The sequence below is a fragment of the Fibrobacterota bacterium genome (assembly GCA_019509785.1).
Classification (GTDB): domain Bacteria; phylum Fibrobacterota; class Fibrobacteria; order UBA11236; family UBA11236; genus Chersky-265.
Genome location: JAEKLQ010000075.1, coordinates 1 through 24,056, shown reverse-complemented (window position 1 = coordinate 24,056; position 24,056 = coordinate 1). Strand labels below are relative to the sequence as shown.

Sequence of the window (24,056 nt, the reverse complement as noted above, 5' to 3'; positions counted from 1 at the left end):
CGCCCGCCCCGCCAAACCAAGTCTCCATCGCCTCAGTCAGCCCCGCCCGCCCTCCGCCTCCCGCCCAAGCCACATACCCATCCGGCCGAATCAATATGGCCCACGGAGCGTTTACCACCCCAAGCACAGGAAGCTCCCACTTACCCTCATACTTCGCTTCGATCATCTTCACCCGCTCCCCCCAAGCCCCAATGTCAATCACCCCAGGCTCCCCAAGGTTCAGCAGCACCGCTCGCGCATCATGTAGTAGTGTAAACACCCGCACCGGCCCGCTCGCTGTCATCAAATCGAGGTCAGGCATACGCCGTCCAAGCAAAGGATGCCCCGCGCCAAGGTCGTAATGAATCCCCAAACCAGACATCTCCGCGGCAATCCGTTTGCGCGGCTCCTCCATTACAACCAATTCCGCAATAAAATCGCCCAAGGCCTTGGTGCGTTCATCCGGACGGCGCAGCGCGACCTGCGCCATCGTAGTGCGCAGCACTCGCGCGGCCACCGGATGGCGCTCAGCCTGGTAGCTATCCAAGATAGTCTCCGGCGATATCCCCTTAACCACCTGCGCCAACTTCCAGCCCAGGTTCATCGCATCCTGGACGCCTATGTTGAGGCCCTGTCCGCCGATCGGAGGATGCACATGCGCTGCGTCGCCCGCCAATAGGATGCGCCGGTCGCGATAGGCTGCGGCCTGACGTGACATATCGGTGAACCGTGAAATCGACGAAGGATTGCGAGCCCCGAAATCCGTTCCATAGATGCTCACAAGCGCGTCGCTGAGATCGCGTAAAGTCGGTTCCCCACCATGTTCGGTTTCCCGCTCGACCAGGACCACGCCCATGCGTCCCGCTTCCTCCGACCGCCCCAGGGCGTGAGTGCCGGTAGCGTCCTGGTGGAAGCCCCATTTCGGTTCTTCGGCATATTCGACGTCCGCGATCAGCCAGCTTGTCGTCGCGTCCCAGCCGGGGAAGGCGATGCCGGCCGTTTTGCGGACCAGGCTGCGGCCGCCATCGCAGCCGACCAGATACTGGGCCCGGAGCGTCCGGCCGTCAGAGATCGATACGTTCACGCCGGAGTCGTCCTGCCCGAATCCGACTACTTCGCATCCGCGATACATCGTCACCGGCAGCCCGTCGATCCATTCGGCCAGGATGCGTTCGATGTGCTTTTGCGTCAGCGCCAGGCCGTAGTTATGCCGGGTGGGGAAGTCGCTCATGTCCAGCCGGACCATGTTGAAGCCTACGATCTGCATCACCTTTCCCTGCGAGAGGAAGCGTTCGGCGATCCCTCGTTGATCGAAAGCCTCGATGGTGCGGGAGTGCAGTCCGCCCGCGCGCCTGCCGAGGACGTCCTGGCCCGCGCGCCGTTCGACGATGGCGACGTCGATGCCCGCCAAGGCCAGTTCGCCCGCCAACGTCATGCCAGTCGGGCCCCCGCCGGCGATGATTACCGCATGTCCGCTCATGGCTTCCTCCCCGATATTTCTTGCCCAAGTCCAATGTAAGGCTTAGTTTCCCTTGCACCAAATTTATTCGGGCTGGGGTTCGAACATGCAACAAACGGAAACCGTTCCGAAGGTGACCCTGAACAACGGCGTGGAGATGCCCATGTTGGGATTCGGCGTCTTCCAAGTGCCGGATGCCGCGGAGTGCGAGCGTAGCGTTTACGATGCCATCGACGCCGGCTATCGCCTCATCGATACGGCGGCCTCCTATATGAATGAAGAAGCCGTGGGCAAGGCGATCAAGCGCAGCGGCGTGCCGCGGGCGGAGCTATTCATTACAACCAAGTTGTGGGTGCAGGATGCCGGGTACGAGAGCGGCAAACGGGCCTTCGAAAAATCGCTTAAGAAGCTGGGCCTCGATTATCTGGACCTGTACCTCATCCACCAGCCCTACGGGGACGTGTTCGGCGCCTGGCGGGCGATGGAAGAGGTTTATCGCGAGGGCCGGGTGCGGGCCATCGGCGTAAGCAATTTCCATCCGGATCGGGTCATGGATTTCATCGTCCATAGCCAGGTGGTTCCGGCCGTCAACCAGATTGAAACGCATCCCTTCCATCAGCAGATCGCCGCGCATAAATTCCTTGCGGAGAATAAGGTCCAGATCGAGTCGTGGGGACCTTTCGCGGAGGGGCGCAACGATATCTTCAAGAATCCGGTACTGGTTTCCCTCGCCGCCAAGCACAAGAAGACGGTCGCCCAAGTCATCCTGCGTTGGCTCATCCAGCGGGGCGTGGTAGCCATCCCCAAGTCGGTGCGCAAAGAGCGGATTGTCGAGAACTTCAACATCTTCGACTTCGAACTCGCGGCCGAGGACATGGATGCCATCAAGTCCTTGGATACGGAAAAGAGCCTTTTCTTCGATCACCGGGATCCGGCCATGGTGAAATACCTGGGATCGAGAAAACTCAATCTATAGGGCGTGGCTATGAGCGCTTCGGAAGCCAAGCTCCATAAAGTTCAGCTCACGGAAGCAAAAGCCACCCTGCTGATCACGCTTTACGCGAAGGCTCTCGACAGCCGGTCGGATAGATCGATCCTGCATGACGATAAGGCCAACGCCATGGTCGGCGCGATCGATTACGATTTCGAAAAGCTGAACGGCCCCGGCAACGGGAATATCATGGTGGTCAGGGCCAAGCAAATGGACGATTGGATCCATGGGTTCCTGAAAACGAATCCGGATGCGATTGTCCTTAATCTGGGCTGCGGATTGGATACGCGGATCTCCAGGATCAAGCCCGCACGGAAGGTAAGCTGGTTCGATGTGGATTATCCGGAAGTAATCGAATTGAGAAAACGATTCTTCTCGGACTCGGAAAACTACCGCATGATCGCATCTTCGGTAACGGAAGCGGGCTGGTTACCCTCGATTCCGAATGACAGGCCGGCGATGATTATCGCGGAGGGCTTGTTGGAGTACTTGAGTGAAGGTGACGTGCGCGCCTTATTCGGGCGCCTGACGAAGCATTTCACACATGGTCAAATGGTATTCGATGTCATGAATTCCTTCGCCATCAAATCCGGGAAAGCCAAACTCAAGGAAACCACCGGGGCCGAGCACAAATGGGCGGTGGATGATGTTCGCGAAGTCGACAGGATGAATCCGGGATTCCAGCGGGTCGATGACTTATCCGTTTTCCGGGCGGGCGGCGTGAAGTCGCTGCCGCTGAAACCTCGCTTGATTTATCGGGCGCTGGCCTTGGTTCCCGCCTTCAGGAACATGCTTCGTCTGCTCCGATACCGCTTTTGAACCTAAAAAGCGCAAAAGGGAGGGGCATGCCAAGGCGGCGATGCCCCCCGATCCGGTTTACTTGCCGGCCTTCTTCGCCTTCTTATCGGCCTTCTTTTCCTTCATGGATTTGACCGGGGTCTTCTTGGTTTCCTTTTTCGTGTTTCTTTCTTTGGACATATCGGCTCCGATAGGTTGGGTGAGGTGATGCCGCGAGCGGCAACCAGGAAGGTAGCATACCCTTTCTTTTTCGCGATGAACTTTGTCGATTTTCCGATCGGCCTTCGACAATAGGTCGGCGAGCGAGTTTTGCCCTTATCGCCTATTAAAGGAGGCTCCCATGAAGTACCTGTGCCTGGCCTACGGCGATGAGAGGAAATACGCGGCCATGTCCAAGGCCGAGCTCGAGGAGATGGGCGTGAAGTGCAAGTCCCATGACGAGGACCTGCGGCAAGGGGGGCATTTGGCCCTCATCGCCTCCCTGGCGCCGACCCGGTCCAGCACCACTTTGCGGCCCCTCAACGGCAAAACCGTCCTCCACGACGGGCCCTATATAGAGGCCAAGGAACAGTTGGGCGGTTTCTTCATCCTGGAAGCGAGGGACTTGAATGAAGCCATTCAGGCGGCCTCCAAGCATCCGGCGGCCAGGGTGGGGGAGAAGATGGGGTGCGCTCTGGAGATAAGGCCCATCGATTTTTACGAAGTAACCGAGGCCGTGCGGGCCTGAGGATCCCGGGCGGGGGCGCGGGGCATTGGAGCGAAGAGGAAGGATATGGGTGAGGCGGAAAGCGGATCGGCCCTGGCCAAGGTGGACGAAGTCTACCGCTTGGAATCGCGCCGTATCCTGGCCACCTTGATCCGGCTTTTGGGGGATTTCGATCTCGCCGAAGAGGCGGTGCATGAGGCCTTCCGGGCGGCCGTAGAGCAATGGCCCAAGGAGGGCGTGCCCGGCAATCCCCGGGCCTGGCTGGTTTCCGCGGGACGCTTCAAGGCCATTGATGGCATTAGGCGGCGCGCCCGGTTCGACGAACGCGCGGAAGAATTGGCGAAGCATTTCGAAGGGGAAGCGGAGTTGCAGGGGGAAAACGGCGAAGCGTCGGGCGTGCAGGGAGGCGGGGGTCCGCAGGTGGACGATACGCGGGAAGTGGGCGGCCCATCGGACGCGGGCGGCCCGCGAGACGCGGGCTTGGAAGACGATCGCCTCCGTCTCATTTTCACCTGCTGCCATCCAGCCTTGGCTCCGGATGCCCAGACCGCCTTGACCTTGCGCGAAGTCTGCGGCCTTACGACCGAGGCCATCGCCCGGGCCTTCCTCACGGAGGCCACCACCGTGGCCCAGCGTATCGTCCGGGCCAAAGCCAAGATCCGCGAGGCCCGCATCCCCTACGAGGTGCCGGCCCCGGAGCAGCGCCCCGAGCGTCTGGACGCGGTCTTGCGCGTTCTCTACCTGGTCTTCAACGAAGGATATTCCGCGTCCTCCGGGGACGCAGTGGCCCGGCCCGATCTCTCCGGCGAGGCCATCCGCTTGGGGCGATTGCTGGTGGAATTGCTTCCCGAACCGGAGGCCAAAGGGTTGTTGGGATTGATGCTCTTGCACGAAAGCCGTCGGGCCGCCCGCATCTCCCACGCCGGCGGATTGATCCTGATGGAGAACCAGGACCGCGCCCTATGGGATCAGGATCTCATCCGCGAAGGATCGGACTTGGCGGAAGCGGCCCTTTTGTCCCGGCGCTTCGGGCCCTATACCTTGCAGGCTTCCATCGCCGCCGTGCATGCCGAGGCCGCCACGCCCCAGGCCACCGACTGGGCGCAAATCGCCGGGCTCTACGACGTGCTTCTGCGCGCCGATCCATCTCCCATTGTCGAACTGAACCGGGCGGTGGCGGTGGCCATGCGGGACGGTCCGGAGGCGGGCCTCCGCATCATCGACGGGCTGTTGGCGAACGATTCGCCCTCGCGCGAAGCCCTGAGCGAATACCATCTGACCCATTCGGCCCGGGCGGATCTGCTGCGGCGACTGGGACGTAAAGAAGAGGCCGCCGCGGCCTATCGACGCGCGTTGACGCTGGCCGGTCAAGGTCCCGATCGGCGCTTCCTGGAACAACGTCTTTCCGAACTCGAACCATCACCCTGAAGGAGTCCCGATGAAATTCCTGGCCCTCGCCTATTACCATGAGAAAACTTTCGATGCCATGTCTCCGGACGATTTAAAAGCGGTCGTAGCCAAGTGCGAACCGCTGGACCAGGCTTTGAATGCCACCGGCAAAATGGAAATGGTGGCCTCCCTGGCCGCCACCAAGGCCACGGTGTCGGTGCGGCCCAAAAATGGCAAGCCTTCCGTCACCGATGGCCCTTATGTCGAAACCAAGGAACAACTGGGTTCCTTCTTCCTGCTCGAAGCCAAGGACATGCAAGAGGCCATTCAGCTGGCTTCCATGCATCCGGCCGCCAACCTGGGCGAAAACATGGGGTGGGGCATCGAAATCCGCCCAATCGAATTTTGCCGGGCCAAAACCATCGCTATGCCGAACTGAACGATTTATTTTGGACCGTGTCGATTCCGGCCTGGTTCGATCGTCGTTTGGATATGGGCGAATCCCGGCGCAATGCAGCTCCGGGAGCCTGCCCGAAGGAGAGTAACATGGGTACCAATACCATCCGTCTGCATCGCGTCTTTACCGCCAAGCCCGAACGGGTCTATAAGGCCTTCGTGGACGCCGACGCCAAGGTCAAATGGCTGCCGCCCAACGGCTTCACCGCCAAGATGCACCACCACGAGGCCAAGGTCGGGGGCACTTACAAGATGTCCTTCACGAATTTCACCACCGGAAATAGTCATTCCTTCGGAGGAAAATTCGCGGAATTGTCGCCCGAGCGGATCCGCTACACGGACAAGTTCGACGATCCCAACCTGCCGGGGGAAATGCAGGTTACCGTCAACCTGAAGAAGGTGTCCGTGGGGACGGAAATAACCATTACGCAAGAAGGCGTGCCGGACGCGATTCCGCCCGAGGCCTGCTACCTGGGCTGGCAGGAGTCGCTCAGCCAACTCAAGGCGCTGGTCGAACCCGAAATCCCTGACTAACCGGTTACCGGCCAGAGGGGGGTGACGAGGCCCCCCGATGTCGAATCCGCGAGGGGCGAACGACTATCTGGTGAAGGGCCGATACAGGCCCTCCTAACCGGAGAACCCTATGAAATACCTCGTCCTCTGCTACTACGACGTGAAGCAATTCGAAGCCATGCCCAAGGACAAGCTCGAGGCCATGATAGCCGAATGCAAGGTCCACGATATCGAATTCAAAGCCACCGGCAAGGTGGATTTCGTCGCCTCCCAGAGCAAACCAGAATCCTGGAAATGCATCCGTGGGCCCAAGGGCGGCAAACCCGAGGTGACCCAAGGCCCCTGGGTCGACGCCAAGGAACAGGCGGGAGCCTTTTTCATCGTGGAGGCCAAGGATATGGACGAAGCCCTCGCGGTTTCGATGAAGCATCCCGGGCCGCATATATCCCGATACCTCGCGGGAGGCCTGGAGATCCGTGCTTGCGATTTTTACGAGGAGCCGAACAAGTAGGGGGCTTACGCCCGTTGGGCTGGCTCCCGAGCGGGCTAAATTTTCGGGGGCTGGACTTGGTCGAAGGAGGGCGGCTGCGTGAATCCATGGGATGAGGTCGATCGATACATTGAGACTCTGGTGCCAAGCCGACTGGTTAGCCTGGATGCGGACAAGCCGAACAATCCGGAATATTTGCGGTGGGCCCTAGAGCTCTCGCGCCCTGGGACCGTGATCGTGGGCGACAACGTAGTTCGAAACGGGGCCGTGGCGGACGCGCGGAGCATGGACCAGAATGTGGTTGGCGTTCGAAGGTTTCTGGAAGAGATCGGCCGAAATCCTCGCCTCAGCGCGACCGTGATCCAGACGGTTGGGCTGAAAGGCTACGACGGGTTTATGATAGCCCTGGTTTTGCCAGCATAAACCGCCTCGCTCGTAAAAAAGGCGACCGCGCGGGCAGGCTGATCCGAATGCCCAATCGAGGAGCCCCCTCCGCATCCCGAGTCAAGAAATCGAACTCGAGCATCCAATGACACGGGAGCGTTCGAATAAAGGGGGCGTTTCCCCGAGATCCTCGCATCCGTCCGGCAATAAGCAAACCATAGCTGATAGAGGGCCCATGAACCGAATAAACCGAATTCTCAATATCTCTGGCGCCGCTTGTCTGAGCGGAACTCTTCTCGCCTTGTTGGGGTGCCAACAAGAAGCCCCCAATGAAACGCGCGCGGACAGCAAACCCGATTACGCCCTTGAAGTACAGAAGCTCAAGGCCGGATCGGAGGACTCTTTCGATAAAGGTCTTGTTGCCCTTGACAGGAAATTCGGCTTCCCCGCGGCTTCAGCCGAAGAGGTGAAGCCCCAGGACGCGACGGCCCTGGGGAAGGCCGCCTCCACTCAGGTATTTACCGCAACGGGGAATTGCGCCCAGATTTCGAAATTCGTTTTCCATGCCGTTCCGGGCGATGAGGTGGTTTTTCGTGCGACGTCCTTGAACGTTATCAACGTCGGCACATCGGATCCCGTCGCGGTGCTGATCCAATTCAATAATTCCAATTTCATCAATAATGGGGTCGTTCCCGCATTAGGCCAGGCGAGTTTCAAGATCCTCGCTTGGAACGACGATGCGGGGCCCGGCGATCTCTCCTCCTTTTTCAACTACACCTTCCAAGCCGGGGAAAACGGGTATTTCATGGTGATGGTCTATCCTTACAGCAACTCCAGCTCTGCGAAAACAGTCTCTTTGAACATGGATCTCATCCGGCCGAGCTGTCCGACTTGCGACTTCTTCATCCAAAATCCCATTCGCAAACTCGGCGGGCTCGTATACAATAGCCGGGGGGCCAATGATTTCCACGCCGACCCGGTAGGCCCCATTATTGGCGTCCCTTTGGCCGATCCACACTTGTATGTCATCATGAACAGCCTCGGTACGGGGATGTCCAACGGTAACATCATTTCCTTCGTCAATGGTTCCAGGGTATTCCCTTACTTCGTTTCGCTGTCGGATGGCTTTAAAACTGGGAATATCGTGCTCATAGACAACGATGCTGCCGGTACCGAATCAATCCAGCACACCCAGTTCTTCCAATAGCATTCCTTGCGCTCCCGGCCCTGCGGGGCCGGGAGGATTCGGGATCCCTATTTTTTCGGCGGCGCGGTTGAACCGTTTTGGCGCCTTCCCCTTTTGAAAAACCGTATAATTGGTTAAATTCCCCCTTCACGCCACTTTAGCTCAGTTGGTAGAGCAACGCTTTCGTAAAGCGTGGGTCCTCGGTTCAATTCCGGGAAGTGGCTCCATTCTCCCCCCCAAGCTTTTTTCCCCCGATCCCCCCTGTATGCCAAAGGAAAAGTTTCCGACCACTTAAATTTGTGATGAGGGCGATCAGCCTGTGGTCTGGGCGGCCAACCCCATGCGCCGCAACCAACGGAAGTGCGAGGCCAGGCCCGCCCGGAAGGATTCGTGTTCGGAGTATCTGACGCCGAAATCCCGGCAAGTCGCCTCCACCAGTCCGGAAATGGCCGGGTAGTTTACGTGGCTTATGCGGGGAAACATATGATGTTCGATTTGGAAATTCAACGCGCCGACCAGCCAGATCACGCTCGGGCTGTTCCTGGCATAGTCCACCGTCGTTTCCACCTGATGGACCGCCCAGGTATTTTCGATGCAGCCGGTATCGGGCCGGGGCATGGGGAAGCCCGCCTCTTCCACTACGTGGACCACTTGGAAGACCATGCTGAGCGCGATTCCGGTTACCACCGCCACCACTCCGTAAAAGAAGAGCACCGTCATTACCGGATGGATCAGCATGGGGATAACGAAGGCCAGGCCGTAAAAAACCAGCTTGCCTCCGAAAAAGAGTACCCATTCCCGGCCTCTCGGCCGCGGGACCCGGTGCTCCCCGATTCGCCCCTTGATGACGTCGTGGAAATCGTCGAACAGATGCCATTTGATCGCGAGGACCCCGTACAACGGCCACAGGTAGAAGTGCTGCCAGCGATGGAACGGGTAACGCTTCTGATGCGGGCTCAAGCGGCCGAACACCCCGATGTCGATGTCGGCATCGTGGCCGGTGATGTTGACGTAGGTATGATGGAAGATGTCGTGCTTCCAATGCCAGATGTAGGAGCTGCCTCCGATCAGATCCAAGGTCATGGCCATCAGCTTATTGATCCACTGGCGGTCGGAATAGGCCCGATGCGAACCGTCGTGCTGGATGTTGAAGCCGATTTCGGCCGTGGTCAAGCCGAGAAGGATGGCCAAGGGAACTGCTTGCCACCACCCGGTCGCGTAGAAGACCAGAAGGACGTAGGAAAGCGCGTATACGGAGAGGATGATTCCCGTCTTCACGTACATGAGCGGGCAATCGCGCTGACGCCGCCCCGTGGTCCGGAAATATTCGTCTACCCGCCGCTTTAATTCGCTTTGAAAATCATCGGCTTTGCCGAATTTGAGTTTCCCGCCAACTTCCATCTGCCGAACCTCCATGGTTCAGCGGCTTTACCGGGGAATCCATTGTTCTTGTATACCTTGTCGGATCCGGTCTCTTACGCCGTTAAGCGATTCGGAGGGAAACTTCCAAAGGCTTCTTCAGTATACCAAAGTACCGGCCAATGTAACCGTAAACGAAATCGCCCGCTGTCCATTCCGATTGGCGCATTCCCTCTATTTCGCCTCAAGAATGTTAAAACGTCCCGTAACATCCCATGGCTACCCGGGACAGACGCGCAGCGGACCTGATTTACCCCCGCACGAAAGGAACCTTTCCATGAAGCCCCAATCCTTCTCCCTCAATTCGCTCGCCCAGCTCGCCATCGCCGGCATCGCCGCAGGCTATCTCGCCAACGCCGCCTTCGCCGAGGACAAGGCCCCCGCGACCAATAAGCAGGAAGCCGGCGTCAGCGCTCCTGCCGCCGGGGACTCTTCCGCCGCCATGCCCGCCAAGCACGGCTGCAAGGGAGAGAACGAATGCAAGGGAATGGGCGGATGCAAGATGTCCAAGAAGGATCTCAAGGCCGCCGCCAAGAAGATGGGGATGGATCAGTCGAAGATGGGCAAGGCCCATGATTGCAAGGGCAAGAACGAATGCAAGGGCTTGGGGGGATGCAAAGGAGCCTAAGCTTCTAGGAGCCTGAAGCCCGCGGGGGCGCTAAGGCTCTTTCTTCGCCTTCTCTTCCGCCTTCTTCGCGTCCTTGGGGGTGATGCCTGCGTCCTTGCCCCCGCTCACGTCCAGGAAGCTCACGGAGTGGGTCAGGCTGGGGCTTAGGGCGCGGACGAAACCGTTGCGCAGCAGGTATCCGACCGAAGCCCAGATGCCGGCGCTGGGATTCTTGAACTTCCCGGCCAAGGGAACCTGGGTGGCCAATTGATGCTTCTGCTTATTCTCCAGGACTTCCTCCACGCCGCCGACCAAGGCCTGCCAGGCCGATTCCAGTAGGCCGCCTTCGTTCTTCTTGCCGGGGGAGAAAATCCTCACGTCCTTCAGGATGGGTTTCACGTAGCCCTTGAAGTTGCCGTTGTCCCCGGCCATCTCGGTGTAGAGGGAGAACGAGCCGCCTTCGGCGTCGACCTTGGCGTAGGCCTTGAGGAAGTCGTTGAGCGTCTTCAACTCCAGCCCGGTCAGCTCGCCGTCCATATCGAAGGTGGGGTAGCGGGCCCAGGGGTCGAGCTTTATGTCCAGGCGCAGCTTGGCATGATTCATGGCCCTACCGGTGGCGTGGAAGGTCGCGGGCAGGGCTTCGCCTCCGCGCGGGCGCGTGGTCAGCCCCTTCGCCAAGGCCTCGATTTGGTCCAGGTGGATGTCCACCTTGGGGGTGCGGGTCAAGTCGCGGAAATGGATTTCGCCGTTATGGATCGTGAAGCGGTTGATGTCGAGGGGGAAGAGCTCCTTGCTGCGATCTTCCCAGGAGGAATCGATATGGGTCTGGGAAGACTGCTTGGTTTGGGCCACCACGAAATTGAGGCGTGGCCCATGCAATTCCACTTCGCCCACCCATTTCCCGTGAAGCAAGGCGCCCCATTCCACGGAAATGTCCACCAGATCGGCGGCGAAGAAGGGGGCCGTGGAGGCGCCTTCCACCTTGCGCAGGGAAACGTCCTTGATTTGGTAGGCCCCGCGCAAGAGGGCCAGTTCCACGCCCCCGATGTGCCCGCGGTATTCCGGGATCTGATCCAGCTTCCGGTTCGCGATATGCAGGATGACCGGAGCGAGCGCGAGGCGGAGGCCGATCAGAACCGCCACCACTATGGCTAAAGCGATCAGCCACTTCCGGCTTCGGCTCCCGGAGCGCGACCGGACGCCCGCGCTTTTCCGGTTCTCATGGGGGATGATCATGAATCCAAACAATGCATCTATCCGGTTTATCGCAAGGCCAAGACCCTCCCTCGGGGTCCGGCTCGGCTTGGAATGCCGTTTTGACCGTCGCGGCAACTTTTTTGGGCCGTTCCCTCGTCAATAAGGCACCAACGTTAATCCGGAACCTATTTGAATGAGCCCCATTTCTTGTTAAATATGGTGGTCGATTCGGGCGGCCCGCCCGTGGTTTCCGATTTTCCGGTCGGGCAACTGGAAGGACGTCGCTGAATGCTTCAAGGCCTTATTTCCGACGCTGAGACGCGCCGCAGGCTGTTAAAGGCTTTCGCCATGGGCACCTTTAACTACTGGTTCGCCTTTGTCGCCGACTTTTCCACCGCGGCCTTTTTCCTGGGCTGGGAGCTGACCCATGGGGTGAGCCTCTGGCAAGCCTGCGCCGCCTTTACCATCGGCTTTATCCTATGGGGCTTCACCGAATACGGCTTCCACCGCTGGATCTACCATCAGCCGGAGGGGATTTTCGGGGAAGGCCATCATATCCACCATATCGATACCCAGCAGCTGATCGGCATGCCCTGGTTCATTACCACGGCTACCATGCTCTCCTTATGGTATTGCGTCACCGTGCGCGGGGGGGTTCACGGATTCGCCAGCGTCGTGGCCGGCTGGCTGGTCGGCTTCGTATGGTATTCCGTGGTGCATCATAGCCATCATCATTGGGTCATACGTTCCACCTGGTCCCGTAAGCTCAAGGCCTACCACCGCGTGCACCATCAATTCCCGGATCATAACTACGGGGTTACCATGCGCATGTGGGACGTGGTTTTCGGAACCCGCTACCGCAAGCCTGCGCCCGCCCAGAGGTCAGAAGAGCAAATGGGGTCGTTGACCTCCGTCGGCCACAAGTAGCCGACCCGTCGCCCCGGCCTACGCTATCCCTTTGGCCTGCGCTATCCCCATGGTCTGCGCCATGGCGGGAGGCCGCTGCTTACGCAGCCGGGCGTCGCAGCTTCCAACCCAAGCTATCCAAGGCCTCGATCAATAGGAACAACGGGGATGTGAACACGGCCTGGAAGAAGTTATCGACCAGGGCGGGGCGTTTCCCTTCCAGGATATGGCCCCAGGCCTGGAAACCCACCCCTAAGGCCAGGGACCCTAGGAATACCCAAAGCGTGCCCGGAAACGGAAGCCTGGAGGCCCAATCGGCGGCCCAAACCGTCGGGATCATTATCAGGGTCATCAGGGTTGCCAAAAGCGCGTCCAATCGGAAATAATAGAGCAGGGTCCCCAGGACGAATGCCATCGCTCCCGTGAAATGCCCCCCGGGCCAGGGGAAAGACAGCCATCCCAAGGCCACCAGGATAGCGAATGTCACGAGCGGAACGCCGAAAAAATGAGTAGCCTTACATCCCAAGGACCGGTGGTAGGACCGATAAAAAGCCAGTTGCTCGCTGAGCGGCTTCATTCTATGAGTATACCCTTCGACGTATGCGGATCAAAGCGATAGGCATAGGCGCGATCGCGCTGTTCCATATGGGACTTCCTAAGGCGTCGGAGAACGCCTTTTCGGCCCAGGATCCGGCCATCGATTTCGCCTTCTTGGAGTTCGAGCCCTATCCCGCCCTTGGCGGCACTCGCTTCCAGGGGCCGGCCCTGGCCCCGGCCAAGGTGAATCGCGCCTGGCGCATCGCCAGCCAATTGTCCTTCCCCGCCGGCAAAATCGGGAACACGGAGTTCTTCGGCGAGATGAAGAGCACCCTCATGGATCGCGACATCGTGTACCAGGGCGCGAAGCTGAACGATGGGATGCTCCAGCGCTATTGGCTGAGCGGCGGCGCCACCTGGAACGGGCGCAATGGGCAGACTTCCCTGGTGATGGGCGCGCTCGGGATCAACAGCGATTTCGCCGACATGGGGCTGATGGATTTCAATACGGAGTGGATCTATTCGCATTTCTGGACCATATCTACGGCATTCAACTGGGGACTGGGACTGGACGTGCAGCAGTATTTCCATAAGGCCGTTCCCTATCCTCTCATCTTCATCGAATGGCGGGTAAGCGATCGGACTAAGCTCAAGTGGGATGCCGATTACGTCGAGGTGAGACGTTTCCTGTCGCCCGGATTGTGCTTCACCGCGGGCGTGCGCTTCAACCTCGAGTTCTTCGCCCTCAAGGACGACGCCAGCTTCGAGTACGATACCATGGGCCTGGAAACGGGCTTCCAGTACGCGATCGGGGCCAACACCTACCTGCGTCTCAAGTACAAGGAATTGGTGTGGGGAACCGAAGAGGTGGGGCTGCCGAACGGTTCCACCCACTCCGCGCCTTTGAGCGCGGGCCGCTCCTTGCGCTTCAACGTCACCTACGGAATGTAGCCGCGCGGCTTCCTTCCGGTCCCACCCTGGAACCGGCGCGCAGGCCTAACGCATGTTCTGCCCGAACCAGTGGCAGGCCAAGCGGGCCAGCTTTTCCGAGGTGCGCGAATCTTCCCGTCCCAGCGAGCATCCGGGAATGATCTCGATGCGCTTACGCGCCGGGATCAGACCGTATGTTACGCGAGCCGCGTCCGATTCCGGGCCCTCCTGCTCTCCCGCGATAATGAGGGCGGGGGAGCGGACCGCGCGCAAGGCCCGGGCTTCCGGGGGCACGTCCATCCCCGCGGCCACCAGGGCCGCGATCTCAACGGCATGGGAAGCGGCGGCCGGGAAAATGGCGCGCGCCCCGGGTCCGATCCCGAACAAGCCTAACGCCAGTCCCATGGTTTCGGGTTGATCCCCCAACCACGTGAGGGAATCGTCCAGACGCTCGTCGAGCATCGATTCTTCGAAGCACTCGGCTTCGCCCGCGTCCTTGCCGATTTCGGCTTCCTCTTCGGTGAGCAGATCCATGATCAGGATCCCGTAGCCTTCCTTGAGCATGCATTCGGCTAGGCTCTGCACCCGTTGCGCGTAGCGCGGGCGCCCGCCCGCTTGCGTCAGAACGATAAGTCCGCTCGCGCCTTCCGGGACCTGTAATTCGGCGTCGAGGATGGAAGTGCCCGCAGGCACTTGGATCGGCATTCCTTCCGAAAATCCTTCCTGCATCAGCATGGGCTACCCCCTTGGAGCACCCCCGCGGGATTTCCTCCGATCGCGAATTCGGACGACTCAGGGCGGGGTCTCTTCTAACAATTAAAACATGGAAAGCCGCTTCCCCAAAGGATTCCGGAGCCCATGTCAGGGCCGATGGTAATGCTATTTTAGGCCGCATGGCCGAAGACGTGCTTTATCCCGAAATCGAACCTTACCGCACGGGTACCTTGCAGGTATCCCCCATTCATGCCCTTTATTTCGAGGAGGTCGGCAATCCCCGGGGCGTGCCGGTGGTGTTCCTGCATGGCGGGCCCGGGGCGGGAATCGGACCCAAGCATCGGCGCTTTTTCGACCCCGCGCATTACCGCGTGATCCTGTTCGATCAACGCGGGGCGGGGCGCAGCCAACCCTTGGCCGAATTGGAAGAGAACACGACCGAGCATCTCCTCAACGACATCGAGATGTTGCGGACCACGGTGGGCGTGGAGAAATGGCTGGTGTTCGGCGGGAGTTGGGGCAGCCTGCTGGGGTTGTGCTACGCCATCCGCTGGCCCGAGCGCGTTTCCGGCCTTATCCTGCGCGGGATCTTCCTGGGCCGCCCTCACGAAGTCCATTGGCTCTACCAGGAAGGCGCCTCCCGCATCTTCCCCGAAGCCTTCGAACGCTATCTTCGCTTCATCCCGCCCTCCGAACGCGGCGATCTCATGACCGCTTACCATAAGCGCCTCGTTTCCGAGGACCCGGTAGAACGCATGCGCGCGGCCCAGGCCTGGAGCCTTTGGGAGGCTTCGGTCTGCAAATTGATCCCGGACGAGGCCTTCCTGCGGGAAATGTCGGCGGACCGGCAGGCGCTGTCGCTGGCGCGCCTCGAGAACCATTATTGCCGCAACGGGTTGTTCCTTCCCGCGCCAAACCACGTTTTGGAAAACGCCGGCCGCCTGGCGGGCCTGCGGACGCTCATCATCCAAGGCCGTTACGACATGGCCTGCCCGTCCGAGTCCGCCTGGGATCTGCATCGCGCCCTACCGCAATCGGAGTTCCGCCTCGTTCCCGATGCCGGGCATTCGGCTACCGAGCCGAGCCTGATGCGGGAACTGGTGCGCGCGACCGACGATTTCCGCCGCTGATTGCTCCAGGGTCGCCGCCGATCCCCCGTCCCGTCAAAACTTTATCTTGAAAGAAACGGGACCACCCGAAGCAAGGGAGGATTCACATGCCTAGAGGCGAGAAGTCCGCTTACTCGGACAAGCAGCAGCGTCAGGCCGAACACATCGAAGAGGGATACGAAAAGCGCGGAGTGCCCGACAAAGAGGCGGAGCGGCGCGCTTGGGCCACGGTCAATAAGAGCACGGGCGGAGGCAAGAAACGCGGATCGGGCCGCGGCAAGGCGGAGAACAAAGCGCCGGCCAAGAAGGGCGGAAAAATGGGGGGCCGGGCCGCAGGGGCGCGATCGAAGTCCGCGCGCTCGGCATCCGCGCGCAAGGCCGCCCGCACGCGCGCCGCGCATTCCCGTTAGTCCGCCCTCGCGGCCTTTGCCCGCCGGCCTCCGGCGAAGTACAATTGGGGCATGCAACGTTCCCGGAACGGAAGGTCCGCCGGCTTCGTGGCCACGACCATAGGCTTGTCCCTATTCGCCCTCGCAGGCGTTTCCTTGACGGCATGCTTGAGCGCCTGCGATGGCGACCCCGCATCGCCTTATTCCGGGGACCCTCCCGGCCCTTGGATCCTCGATACCACAGCCACCCTGGATGAATTCCCCTTCAGCGCCGCGGCCTGCGCCGAGGTTTTCCCGGCGGGATCGGCCAGCGCGGATACCATGCCGGCCGGCAGCGCGGCGGCGATACGCATTACCACCACCTCCTGCTACTCCCTGACGGTCCGCGTAGTCAACGCAGATAGCGATACGGTGCGGACCTTTTCCACGCGCTTCTCCATCTTCAATCGGACCGAAGGCGAAAAGAACCGCGGCGTGAGTTCCTACGTAGCCTGGGACGGCAAGGACGATCAAGGGAAGCTGGTCGGGCCAGGCCGTTTCCTGTGGCGCATGGATTTCGATTTCGGGCTTGGCCGCTTCCGGCGTTATCGCGGCGATATCATCGTGCCGTGACGATACCCCGGTTAGGCCGGGAGAGACGGCCGCGCCAGCAGGCGGGAGAGCAATTCCGGGAGGGCCCGGGTATCGATGGGCTTGGCCAGGTAGGCGTCGCAGCCGGCCTGGCGGGACCTTTCCTCATCATGCTTCATCGCGAAAGCCGTCAGGGCGACTACCGGTATGTGCCGCGTATCGGCGCGGTCGCGGAGCGCGCGGGTCAGGGATAGCCCATCCATTCCGGGTAAGGCCAAGTCCATCAGGATCAGATCGGGGCGGCGGCGGGCGATCGCTTCCAAGGCCCCTTCCGCGCTTTGGGCCCGATCCACTTGATATCCTTCGCACTCGCAGAGATCGCCGGCCAATTTCAGGTTCGCCAAGTTGTCGTCGACCACGAGGATGCGGCCGGTCAAATCACTCCTCACCGGGGACGAGGGGGAAATGCGCGGAGAAAACGCTCCCCACGTTCGGCTTGCTTTCCACCGCGACCGTTCCCTCGTGCAGCTCGACCAGTTTCTTGGTGATGACCAGGCCCAGGCCCGTGCCCGGATAGTGCCGGGCCGATCCCGAGTCGAGCTGTTGGAATTGCTGGAAAAGCTTACCCAAGTCATCCTGGTGGATTCCGATGCCCTGATCGGCGACTTCCAAGGTGAGCCCGCCGTGGCCATCGGCGCGGGAACGGACCTCGACGCGTCCGCCTTGCTTGGAGAACTTGATGGCGTTGGAGACCAGATTGTAAAGCACCTGGCGGACCTTACGGCCGTCCAAGAAGGCCTCGTCCGCGCCGGGCCCGGCCTGGTGCCGGACCGTTACGTTTTTCCCGAGCGCCATGGGCAAGAGGATGTCGCAGACTTCCCGCATGGCCTGGGCCACGCTGATCTCCTCGCGGTAGAGTTGCATCTTGCCGGCCTCGATCTTGGCCAGGTCGAGCACGTCATTGATGAGCCGGAGCAAATGCATCCCGCCGTCCAGGATATCGCCCATGTATTCCGTCTGCTTATCGTTCATCGGGCCCACCTTGCGGTCGATGAGCAATTGCGAAAAGCCGATGATGGCGTTGAGCGGGGTGCGCAACTCATGGGACATGTTGGCCAGGAACTCGCTTTTCATGCGGCTGGCTTCCAGGATGCGCAGGTTCTGCTCTTGCAAATCCTGGTTCTTGCGGGCGATCTCTTCCTGGCCATGGCGCTCGACGGCGATCACGGCCAGATCCGAAGCCGTCTCCATGAGTTGGGTGTCGTAGGCGGGCGGTTCGCCCGCCTGGCCGTAGAAGAAAGCGAAAACCCCCAGAAGCTCCCCGTGGGATCCCAGGATGGGCCGGGCAGAACACGCGCGCAGGCCGAATTCCCTTGCCGGGCCCTGATGTCCCGTTCCATCCGGCGGCAAATCGGCGGACACGATCGATTCCTTCCGCTCGGCGGCAAGGCCCAGGGGGCCGCCGGCTTCGCCCAACGGGATCGGGCCGCAACGGGAACGGAAACCTTCCGGAAGCGCCGCCGACGCGGTCCAGGCCAGGCTCCCGGCCGGGTCGTCCAATAGCAGCACCGCGCCCATCCCGCCCGCCGACTCCCGTTCCACCGATTGCACCAGGCTTTCCAGCACGTCCTGCAAGGGCAGGCCCGAAGCGATGAGGGCCAGGGTCCGCTTTTGGCAGGCCAAGAGGATCTCCGCCTGCTTACGCTCCGTGATATCCGTGATGGTTCCTACGAAACCGATGGGTGTGCCGTCGGGGGCCTTGTCGGCCAGGGCGTTTCCCATCACCCAAATGATCCGGCCGTCCTTGGCCAGGACGCGGTACTCGGCGTGGAACGGCCGCTTTTCCGCTTGGGCGGCATACCAGGCCTCTTTCACCCAATCGGCATCGTCGGAATGCATGATCGGAGGGGCTTCGGATCCCACCAATTCCCCTGGCTTACGGCCGAGGAGGCGGCACATGTGCTCGTTTACGAAAATCCATCGGCCCTTGAGATCGACCCGATATAAGCCTACGGGGGAGATGGCGGCCAAGGTGCGGTAACGTTCTTCGCTATGGCGCAAGCGTTCCAAGGCTTCGAGCTTGTCGGTGATATCGTTGGAAAGCGCGATAACCGCGTCTTGGTCGGGGAAGCGGATGAAATGGTAGAAGACCTCGGCATGCACGACGGTGCCGTTCCTGAGGCGATGCCGGCGCACCCCGCTGAGCGAACGCTTCCGCCGCAACTCCTCGATCACCGGTTCCAGTTTGGGCCTGTCCTCCTCGACCCAAATGTCCCTCAGGCTGAGCGCGAGGAATTCCCCGCGGGTGTAGCCATAGCGGGCCAGGGCGGCATCGTTCACGTCCAGGAAGCGCAAGGTCCCGGGATCGAACAGCCACATGGATTGGGGGTTGTTCAGGAAGAGGAGCCGGTAGCGGTTTTCGCTTTCGCGGACGGCGGCCTCGGCCCGCTTCAGATCGCTGATGTCGAGCATGGCTCCCAACATGCGCATGGGTTTGCCGTCTTCGTCCCGCAGCGCGTAGCCGCGCTCGTAGATGTGCGCGACGGAACCGTCCAGCCGCGAGATCCGGTATTCCCGCACCCAGGTATGGGCGCCATCTTCCAGGACCTGTCGCAGGGACGCCAGCGCCCGTTCGCGGTCCTCGGGGTGCAGGCGGGCCTCCCAGGCTTCCATGCCGGGCAAGGTTCCGGGCGGATACCCGAAAAGCTGGTAGAGGCGCTCGTTCCACCAGGTTTCCCCGCCGGCCGGCTTCCATTCCCAAACCGCGTCGTTGGTGGCCCTGGCGATCAGCTCGAAGCGTTCCACGCTCTGCCGCAGTACTTCGCGGTTCTTCCGCTCCTCGGTCACGTTCTCGAAGACCACGGCCACCGTATCGTTGGGCAGCGGGATGACTTTGGAAGTGTAGAGGGAGCCGGGTCCCCCGCACGGAGCATCCCCGAGCTCGAGGGACTGGCCGGTGGCGATCACCTGCGCGCAGCTTTGGGCCAAGCCCGATCGGTGGACCCCCGGGAAGGCCTCCTGCATGGTCTTCCCGATGAGATCCTCGATGGAAAGCTTGGTCATCCGGGCCGCGGCCGAATTGGTGGCCAGCAAGCGGAAGCTGGCGCTTTCGATCGGGCCTTCCAGCTTCCACACGAAAACGCCCACCTGGATATTCCGGAAGATGTCGGCGAAGACGCGGGTGCGCGCTTCCGCCTTTTCCCGTTCCGTGGTTTCCAGGCCGATGCCACCGATGAGCCTTTGCCCGTGCTTGCCGGTGAACGGGAATTTGTTGACCCACCAACTGCGCATCGCGCCGTCCGGCCCGGGGAACCGTTCGATGCTTTGGACGGGCTTCCCCTCCAACACCTGCTGATCGCTTTCGATCATTTCCTTGCGGAATCTTTCCGGGAAGCCATCGAAATAGGCATTGATATCGCCATGCGCCGGGGCGCCGAGGAACTCCCGCATACTGCGATTGGCGTAAATGAAGCGCCCGTCCCCGTCCTTGGTCCAGGCCGTCACGGGGCTTTGGTCCATGAAAGCCTGGAAGCGCGTTTCGCTTTCCCGTAGCGTTTCGGCGGCTTCCACGCGGCTGGTCAAGTCCCGGACCGCCACCAGGCGGCAATCGCCGCTTTCCAGGCGGAGGGCCATAGAGGCCAGTTCCAAGGGGATTTCCTTCCCGTCGTACCGCCGGAATTTGTAGGTACGCCGGGTGGTCGGCAGCCCCTTTTCGTAAGCGTCCTCGACGAGGCCCTCGGCGGCTTCGCGGGATTCCGGGGCGAAGAGGCTGGTGACCGGCATTCCGATCAAGGCAGACGCATCCTTGGCGCCGGCGAGGCGGACCATGGCCGAATTCACGTAGAGGATGCGGCCCTGGGCGTGCACTAACATGGCATCCGGGACGAGCTCCAGGATGTCGCGGAACTGCTCGTCGACGAGCGAAGTTTCCGGCCCGGATTCCCCGCCCGATCCGCCGGGGTTTCCGCCCAGTTCCAGCAAGGCCCCGGCCTGCCGGGCAAGTCCTTCCGCCAGGCACGCCTTTTCCGGGGAGAGCGCGATGGGGGAGCGATCCAGCAGGACCAGTTCGCACGTTTCGGTATCCAAGCCGAAAGATTCAGGATCGTTCGTTACGGGAATCACAAGACGATTCGCCAGATCCGCCGCATGGACATCGCCGAATGCGGCCATCGCTTCGAAGACGGAGTCAGGGGTGCGGATGAGGACGGCGGGAACCCCGCAAGCCCGGGCGGCCAGGGCCGCGAGATCGGTAAGCGCGTCCAGCATCCTGGAAGCGGCGCCGGAGGGCGGCGAATGCCGTTCCCTGGGACGGGTCGACCCCTTGGGGGGAACCGGCGCCGTCACCTTGGGCGGCCCTCAGTTCTCGAAGCGATATCCCAACCCCGGAACGTTCACGATCTTCTTCCCGAGCTCGGGGCCGAGCTTGCTTCGCAGGGATGAGACGTGGACCTTGACCGTATGCGAGTCGACGGGGGCGGAGGCGCCGTAGCCCCAGACGGTATGGTAGAGCTGGGTGGTGTAAACGACTTGGCCCCGCTTGCGCAGCAAGGCCGTCAGCAGATCGAATTCCTTCCGCGTGAGGGCGATGGGTTGGCCCGAGACCAGCACCTTGCGGGCCTTCACGTCCAATGCCAGGCCCTCGGCTTGCAGCACGTCCGCGAGTTCCTCGGCGGAAGCGTAGCGGCGCAGCACGGCGCGCACCTTGGCGACCAGCAGTTCGTTGGAAATCGGCTTCAGGATGTAATCGTCCGCGCCTTCCTCGAATCCCTGCAATTGGAATTCCTCGTCGGTCTGCGCGCCCGAGAGCAGGATGACGGGAATGGAGCTGGTATAAGGCTGGGCCTTCAGCTTCTGGGTGAGGTCGATGCCGCTTTGCTCGCCGAGCACCACGTCCATGAGGATCAGGTTCGGCTGATGGGTCTTGGCGAGGTTGAGCACATCGTTGAGATCCTCGGCCGCGATCACCGTGAATTTCTCCTCTTCCAGGACGACTTTCACCATCTTACGGAAAGAAGGATTGTCCTCTACGATCAGGATTTTGGCGTCCGGGCGGGTGGTGCCCTCCTGGGTGGTGCTGCTTCCTTGGGGGTTCTGCGACATTCTGGTGTCTTTCTTGATCCTTCGGGGCGCCAGGGGGAAAGGATCGGAATTCTGCCGGCCCGCCTGCAACGCACCGAAATCTAGTTGATGAACAGCCGCCGCATCAAATAATCACCTCGGGGCAGAGCCGAACGCTGTTTCACGGGCGCAACAGAATCAAAATTCCTGATTCGCCGACGTCTAGATAAATTCGCAAAAATCGGAAGGGTCGGCAACTTAGGGGCTCTCAGGAGGCCGACTTGAGCCGTAAAGCCATCGCGTTATCCAGCTCATGGCCGGGAAGCACGCGCAGTTCGCCCGACTCCAGCACCGCGATGGGCTCGCCGTCCCGGAAAAGGACGCGGTTGGCGCGCGTTGCGGGCACGCGCGGCCCGGGCGTGAGGATGCCCTGCAAGTTGGCGGGATCGGCGGCGCAGAGGGTCACCCAAGCCCCCGTCTTCTCGCGCTTGCGCAATGAGCGCAGGCCGGCCAAAGCTTCGGGCAAGGCGAACTGCTCGCCGTAGAAGCCTTCCACGAAGCGGCCGCCGCGGATTTCGCCGCGGGCCTCCATCAAGCGCAACGCCCGCACCAGGTCGCGCCAGGCCGGGGCCAGGTTTTCCCGATCGGCCAGCTTGCGGAACAGGACCCCGTAACGCCGCAGCAAGGTGCGCGCGAGAGCCTCCACGGGGTTTCCGGAAGGAGAAGGCCCAGGGCCGGCGAGAGACGTTCCGCCGCCTTCGGGAGCGGCTTGGGACCCCACGACGACCCGCAACAGCGACCAGCGACCCGCGCGCTCCAGGCCCGGGCCCTTGTCGGGAGGGGCGAGCAGGGCCCGCAGACCGCGGAACCCGTCCGACGTGAGCCACCCCAGGGAGACCAATTCGGCGATGGCTTCGCGGGCTTCGGAAACGGTCAGGCCGGTCTCCCATAGGAGATCGCGCCAGTAGGACGCGCCGCGGGCGCGCAGGTGGGCCAAGACGCGCAGGGCCGCGGGGGATTCGGGTTCGGGCGCGAGGCGGCCTTCGCCGTCCGAGGTAGCCAACCAGGCCTCCAACCTTTCCCGTCCGAGAAAGGCGATTGGGCTGGCTTTCACCGGCCCCGGCTTGCGGCCTTCCACGCCTTGCGGCTGTACTCCGGGCCGGACGCGGCCCCAGATGTAATCGCCGGTCAGGGATTGCAGATCGAGCCAGGCGGGCTCGTAGCGCGCCAAGCGCGCGGGGAAGATTTCGCTTTCCCATGCGGCGCAGGGAGCTTCGAAACCTTCCAGGCGCGAGAGCACGGCTTCCACGCCTTCCGGACCGGAAGGTTTGGCGAGGTCGATCCCGCCGGCCGGGGTCCCCGTATCCAGGCCCTGCCATGAGAACAGGAACCGGATGTAATCGGCGGCGGAGACGGGTTCGATCTCCCGGCGCAGCTTGGCCAAGGTATAACGGTGGATGCGCGCGAGGAGGCGGCGTTCGCACCATTCGATATCAGGGGCATCGGGCGTAAAGCGGCCGCGCAGGACGAAGCCCTCTTGTTCCAGGGCCAGCAAGGCGTAATCGACGCGGTCGCGCGGTAGGCCGTCCGAGGCCAGGCGGGCGGCAGTGACCGGGCCGAGGGATTCCATGCGGCCACGGAGGATTTCGACCATGGCGGCTTCGGGCTCCCAGGTTTTCCCGGCCGGCGGCGAGAGCGGGCCGACCCAGGCGGCTTCCGCTCCCGGCAGCGCCGTGAGGGCTTGCCGGAAGCGCTCGGCGGCAACCCAGAGGGAATGGCCGTCGGAGGTACGCAGGCAAGCCGCGCGGCTCTCGGCCTGTAGGATCCCCAGCGGGTCGCTCCAGGGCGCGATCTCGCCTTCGGTGAGGAAGCCGGTGAGCATCAGGGCATCGTGCAGTTCATCCGCGCTGCGCGCCTGGGGCCAGGCTTCCGCGCGCACGGCTTCGATGGCGCGGGGATCGAGCCGGCCCAGATCGCCCGCGTCCGCCGGATCGAGATAACGGCGGCTCTGGATGGCGCGGGTACGGCGCTCCTCGAGGGGCGCGTCGTCCAGGAAGGCGTAGGGCCGCGCATTGATGATTTCCTGCGAGAGGGGAGAGGGTTCCTTGAGATCGCGGGCCTCGATGCTCAGGCGGCCGGCTTCGATGTCGGCCAAGATCCGTTCCAAGGCCTCGATGTCCATGGCCTCGGTAAGGCAGTCGCTGATGGTTTGCCTCACCAGGGGGTGATCGGGGATCTCGCGTTCGCCTTGGATGTTCTCGAAGCAGGC

24 protein-coding genes and 1 tRNA gene are annotated in these 24,056 nt (G+C 61.6%); 16 read left to right on the top strand and 9 right to left on the bottom strand.

Annotation, left to right across the window (positions count from 1 at the left end):
* Positions 1 to 1,459, bottom strand: a 1,459-nt coding sequence (locus JF616_20815; GenBank protein MBW8890203.1) for an FAD-dependent monooxygenase, incomplete at its 3' end; no start/stop codon positions are given.
* Positions 1,460 to 1,544: 85 nt separating this feature from the next.
* On the opposite strand from JF616_20815, the gene JF616_20810 reads away from it, so the two are divergent.
* The 10 genes from JF616_20810 to JF616_20765 all read left to right on the top strand — a co-directional run bounded on the left by JF616_20810 (position 1,545) and on the right by JF616_20765 (position 8,578).
* Positions 1,545 to 2,414, top strand: coding sequence for an aldo/keto reductase (locus JF616_20810; GenBank protein MBW8890202.1), 870 nt, complete (start codon positions 1,545 to 1,547; stop codon positions 2,412 to 2,414).
* 9 nt (positions 2,415 to 2,423) lie between these two features.
* Complete coding sequence (locus JF616_20805; protein MBW8890201.1) at positions 2,424 to 3,248, top strand: class I SAM-dependent methyltransferase; 825 nt, start codon at positions 2,424 to 2,426, stop codon at positions 3,246 to 3,248.
* A gap of 319 nt (positions 3,249 to 3,567) precedes the next feature.
* Entirely contained in the window at positions 3,568 to 3,954 is a 387-nt protein-coding gene (locus JF616_20800) for a YciI family protein (protein ID MBW8890200.1), read from the top strand.
* Between the two features lie 45 nt (positions 3,955 to 3,999).
* Positions 4,000 to 5,361 carry an RNA polymerase sigma factor gene (locus JF616_20795; GenBank protein ID MBW8890199.1) on the top strand — a complete coding sequence of 454 codons (1,362 nt, stop codon included), beginning with the start codon at positions 4,000 to 4,002 and terminating at the stop codon, positions 5,359 to 5,361.
* 10 nt (positions 5,362 to 5,371) lie between these two features.
* Positions 5,372 to 5,761, top strand: a complete 390-nt coding sequence (locus JF616_20790; protein MBW8890198.1) for a hypothetical protein — start codon at positions 5,372 to 5,374, stop codon at positions 5,759 to 5,761.
* A 107-nt stretch (positions 5,762 to 5,868) separates the two neighbouring features.
* Complete coding sequence (locus tag JF616_20785) at positions 5,869 to 6,312, top strand: SRPBCC family protein (GenBank protein ID MBW8890197.1); 444 nt, start codon at positions 5,869 to 5,871, stop codon at positions 6,310 to 6,312.
* A 109-nt stretch (positions 6,313 to 6,421) separates the two neighbouring features.
* Positions 6,422 to 6,802 carry a hypothetical protein gene (locus JF616_20780; GenBank protein ID MBW8890196.1) on the top strand — a complete coding sequence of 127 codons (381 nt, stop codon included), beginning with the start codon at positions 6,422 to 6,424 and terminating at the stop codon, positions 6,800 to 6,802.
* 39 nt (positions 6,803 to 6,841) lie between these two features.
* Positions 6,842 to 7,204: a hypothetical protein gene (locus JF616_20775; GenBank protein MBW8890195.1), complete on the top strand. Its 363-nt coding sequence runs from the start codon at positions 6,842 to 6,844 to the stop codon at positions 7,202 to 7,204.
* 106 nt (positions 7,205 to 7,310) lie between these two features.
* Positions 7,311 to 8,372: a hypothetical protein gene (locus JF616_20770; protein MBW8890194.1), complete on the top strand. Its 1,062-nt coding sequence runs from the start codon at positions 7,311 to 7,313 to the stop codon at positions 8,370 to 8,372.
* A gap of 130 nt (positions 8,373 to 8,502) precedes the next feature.
* Positions 8,503 to 8,578 (top strand) — tRNA-Thr (locus tag JF616_20765).
* A gap of 85 nt (positions 8,579 to 8,663) precedes the next feature.
* Here JF616_20765 and JF616_20760 read toward each other — a convergent pair.
* Positions 8,664 to 9,752 (bottom strand): acyl-CoA desaturase, encoded by a 1,089-nt coding sequence (locus JF616_20760; GenBank protein MBW8890193.1) that lies wholly within the window; start codon positions 9,750 to 9,752, stop codon positions 8,664 to 8,666.
* Between the two features lie 340 nt (positions 9,753 to 10,092).
* Here JF616_20760 and JF616_20755 point away from each other — a divergent pair, with 340 nt between their 5' ends.
* Positions 10,093 to 10,398: a hypothetical protein gene (locus tag JF616_20755; GenBank protein MBW8890192.1), complete on the top strand. Its 306-nt coding sequence runs from the start codon at positions 10,093 to 10,095 to the stop codon at positions 10,396 to 10,398.
* A 30-nt stretch (positions 10,399 to 10,428) separates the two neighbouring features.
* Here JF616_20755 and JF616_20750 read toward each other — a convergent pair whose 3' ends face one another.
* Positions 10,429 to 11,613: a DUF748 domain-containing protein gene (locus tag JF616_20750; protein MBW8890191.1), complete on the bottom strand. Its 1,185-nt coding sequence runs from the start codon at positions 11,611 to 11,613 to the stop codon at positions 10,429 to 10,431.
* 309 nt (positions 11,614 to 11,922) lie between these two features.
* On the opposite strand from JF616_20750, the gene JF616_20745 reads away from it, so the two are divergent.
* On the top strand, positions 11,923 to 12,501 hold the full coding sequence (locus JF616_20745; GenBank protein ID MBW8890190.1) for a sterol desaturase family protein: 579 nt from the start codon (positions 11,923 to 11,925) through the stop codon (positions 12,499 to 12,501).
* A gap of 79 nt (positions 12,502 to 12,580) precedes the next feature.
* Here JF616_20745 and JF616_20740 read toward each other — a convergent pair whose 3' ends face one another.
* The gene (locus JF616_20740; protein ID MBW8890189.1) at positions 12,581 to 13,057 is read right to left on the bottom strand and encodes a DUF962 domain-containing protein; all 477 of its coding nucleotides are present in this window, start codon (positions 13,055 to 13,057) and stop codon (positions 12,581 to 12,583) included.
* A gap of 23 nt (positions 13,058 to 13,080) precedes the next feature.
* Between JF616_20740 and JF616_20735 the strand changes: the two genes are divergently transcribed.
* Positions 13,081 to 13,968, top strand: coding sequence for a hypothetical protein (locus tag JF616_20735; GenBank protein ID MBW8890188.1), 888 nt, complete (start codon positions 13,081 to 13,083; stop codon positions 13,966 to 13,968).
* Between the two features lie 45 nt (positions 13,969 to 14,013).
* Here JF616_20735 and JF616_20730 read toward each other — a convergent pair whose 3' ends face one another.
* A complete protein-coding gene (locus JF616_20730; GenBank protein MBW8890187.1) occupies positions 14,014 to 14,652 on the bottom strand; it encodes a dienelactone hydrolase family protein in 639 nt (212 codons plus the stop codon).
* 188 nt (positions 14,653 to 14,840) lie between these two features.
* Here JF616_20730 and pip point away from each other — a divergent pair, with 188 nt between their 5' ends.
* From pip to JF616_20715, 3 genes are all read left to right on the top strand, one after another.
* Positions 14,841 to 15,791: a prolyl aminopeptidase gene (gene pip / locus JF616_20725; protein MBW8890186.1), complete on the top strand. Its 951-nt coding sequence runs from the start codon at positions 14,841 to 14,843 to the stop codon at positions 15,789 to 15,791.
* 86 nt (positions 15,792 to 15,877) lie between these two features.
* On the top strand, positions 15,878 to 16,180 hold the full coding sequence (locus JF616_20720; GenBank protein ID MBW8890185.1) for a plasmid stabilization protein: 303 nt from the start codon (positions 15,878 to 15,880) through the stop codon (positions 16,178 to 16,180).
* Between the two features lie 51 nt (positions 16,181 to 16,231).
* Positions 16,232 to 16,771, top strand: a complete 540-nt coding sequence (locus JF616_20715) for a hypothetical protein (GenBank protein MBW8890184.1) — start codon at positions 16,232 to 16,234, stop codon at positions 16,769 to 16,771.
* Between the two features lie 11 nt (positions 16,772 to 16,782).
* Here JF616_20715 and JF616_20710 read toward each other — a convergent pair whose 3' ends face one another.
* From JF616_20710 to JF616_20695, 4 genes are all read right to left on the bottom strand, one after another.
* Positions 16,783 to 17,166: a response regulator gene (locus tag JF616_20710; GenBank protein ID MBW8890183.1), complete on the bottom strand. Its 384-nt coding sequence runs from the start codon at positions 17,164 to 17,166 to the stop codon at positions 16,783 to 16,785.
* 1 nt (position 17,167) lies between these two features.
* Entirely contained in the window at positions 17,168 to 20,995 is a 3,828-nt protein-coding gene (locus JF616_20705; GenBank protein ID MBW8890182.1) for a PAS domain S-box protein, read from the bottom strand.
* Between the two features lie 90 nt (positions 20,996 to 21,085).
* A complete protein-coding gene (locus JF616_20700; protein ID MBW8890181.1) occupies positions 21,086 to 21,829 on the bottom strand; it encodes a response regulator transcription factor in 744 nt (247 codons plus the stop codon).
* A 226-nt stretch (positions 21,830 to 22,055) separates the two neighbouring features.
* A partial coding sequence (locus tag JF616_20695) for an ATP-dependent DNA helicase (GenBank protein ID MBW8890180.1) occupies positions 22,056 to 24,056 on the bottom strand: 2,001 nt, incomplete at its 5' end.

Excerpts from the sequence above, each read along its gene's own strand:
- JF616_20795 (MBW8890199.1), top strand. The coding sequence starts at position 4,000 with ATGGGTGAGGCGGAAAGCGGATCGGCCCTGGCCAAGGTGGACGAAGTC.
- JF616_20785 (MBW8890197.1), top strand. The coding sequence starts at position 5,869 with ATGGGTACCAATACCATCCGTCTGCATCGCGTCTTTACCGCCAAGCCC.
- JF616_20760 (MBW8890193.1), bottom strand. The coding sequence starts at position 9,752 with ATGGAAGTTGGCGGGAAACTCAAATTCGGCAAAGCCGATGATTTTCAA.
- JF616_20770 (MBW8890194.1), top strand. The coding sequence starts at position 7,311 with ATGACACGGGAGCGTTCGAATAAAGGGGGCGTTTCCCCGAGATCCTCG.
- JF616_20745 (MBW8890190.1), top strand. The coding sequence starts at position 11,923 with ATGGGCACCTTTAACTACTGGTTCGCCTTTGTCGCCGACTTTTCCACC.
- JF616_20740 (MBW8890189.1), bottom strand. The coding sequence starts at position 13,057 with ATGAAGCCGCTCAGCGAGCAACTGGCTTTTTATCGGTCCTACCACCGG.
- JF616_20800 (MBW8890200.1), top strand. The coding sequence starts at position 3,568 with ATGAAGTACCTGTGCCTGGCCTACGGCGATGAGAGGAAATACGCGGCC.
- JF616_20750 (MBW8890191.1), bottom strand. The coding sequence starts at position 11,613 with ATGATCATCCCCCATGAGAACCGGAAAAGCGCGGGCGTCCGGTCGCGC.
- JF616_20790 (MBW8890198.1), top strand. The coding sequence starts at position 5,372 with ATGAAATTCCTGGCCCTCGCCTATTACCATGAGAAAACTTTCGATGCC.
- JF616_20720 (MBW8890185.1), top strand. The coding sequence starts at position 15,878 with ATGCCTAGAGGCGAGAAGTCCGCTTACTCGGACAAGCAGCAGCGTCAG.
- JF616_20715 (MBW8890184.1), top strand. The coding sequence starts at position 16,232 with ATGCAACGTTCCCGGAACGGAAGGTCCGCCGGCTTCGTGGCCACGACC.
- JF616_20730 (MBW8890187.1), bottom strand. The coding sequence starts at position 14,652 with ATGCCGATCCAAGTGCCTGCGGGCACTTCCATCCTCGACGCCGAATTA.
- JF616_20780 (MBW8890196.1), top strand. The coding sequence starts at position 6,422 with ATGAAATACCTCGTCCTCTGCTACTACGACGTGAAGCAATTCGAAGCC.
- JF616_20810 (MBW8890202.1), top strand. The coding sequence starts at position 1,545 with ATGCAACAAACGGAAACCGTTCCGAAGGTGACCCTGAACAACGGCGTG.
- JF616_20805 (MBW8890201.1), top strand. The coding sequence starts at position 2,424 with ATGAGCGCTTCGGAAGCCAAGCTCCATAAAGTTCAGCTCACGGAAGCA.
- JF616_20705 (MBW8890182.1), bottom strand. The coding sequence starts at position 20,995 with ATGCTGGACGCGCTTACCGATCTCGCGGCCCTGGCCGCCCGGGCTTGC.
- JF616_20735 (MBW8890188.1), top strand. The coding sequence starts at position 13,081 with ATGCGGATCAAAGCGATAGGCATAGGCGCGATCGCGCTGTTCCATATG.
- pip (MBW8890186.1), top strand. The coding sequence starts at position 14,841 with ATGGCCGAAGACGTGCTTTATCCCGAAATCGAACCTTACCGCACGGGT.
- JF616_20700 (MBW8890181.1), bottom strand. The coding sequence starts at position 21,829 with ATGTCGCAGAACCCCCAAGGAAGCAGCACCACCCAGGAGGGCACCACC.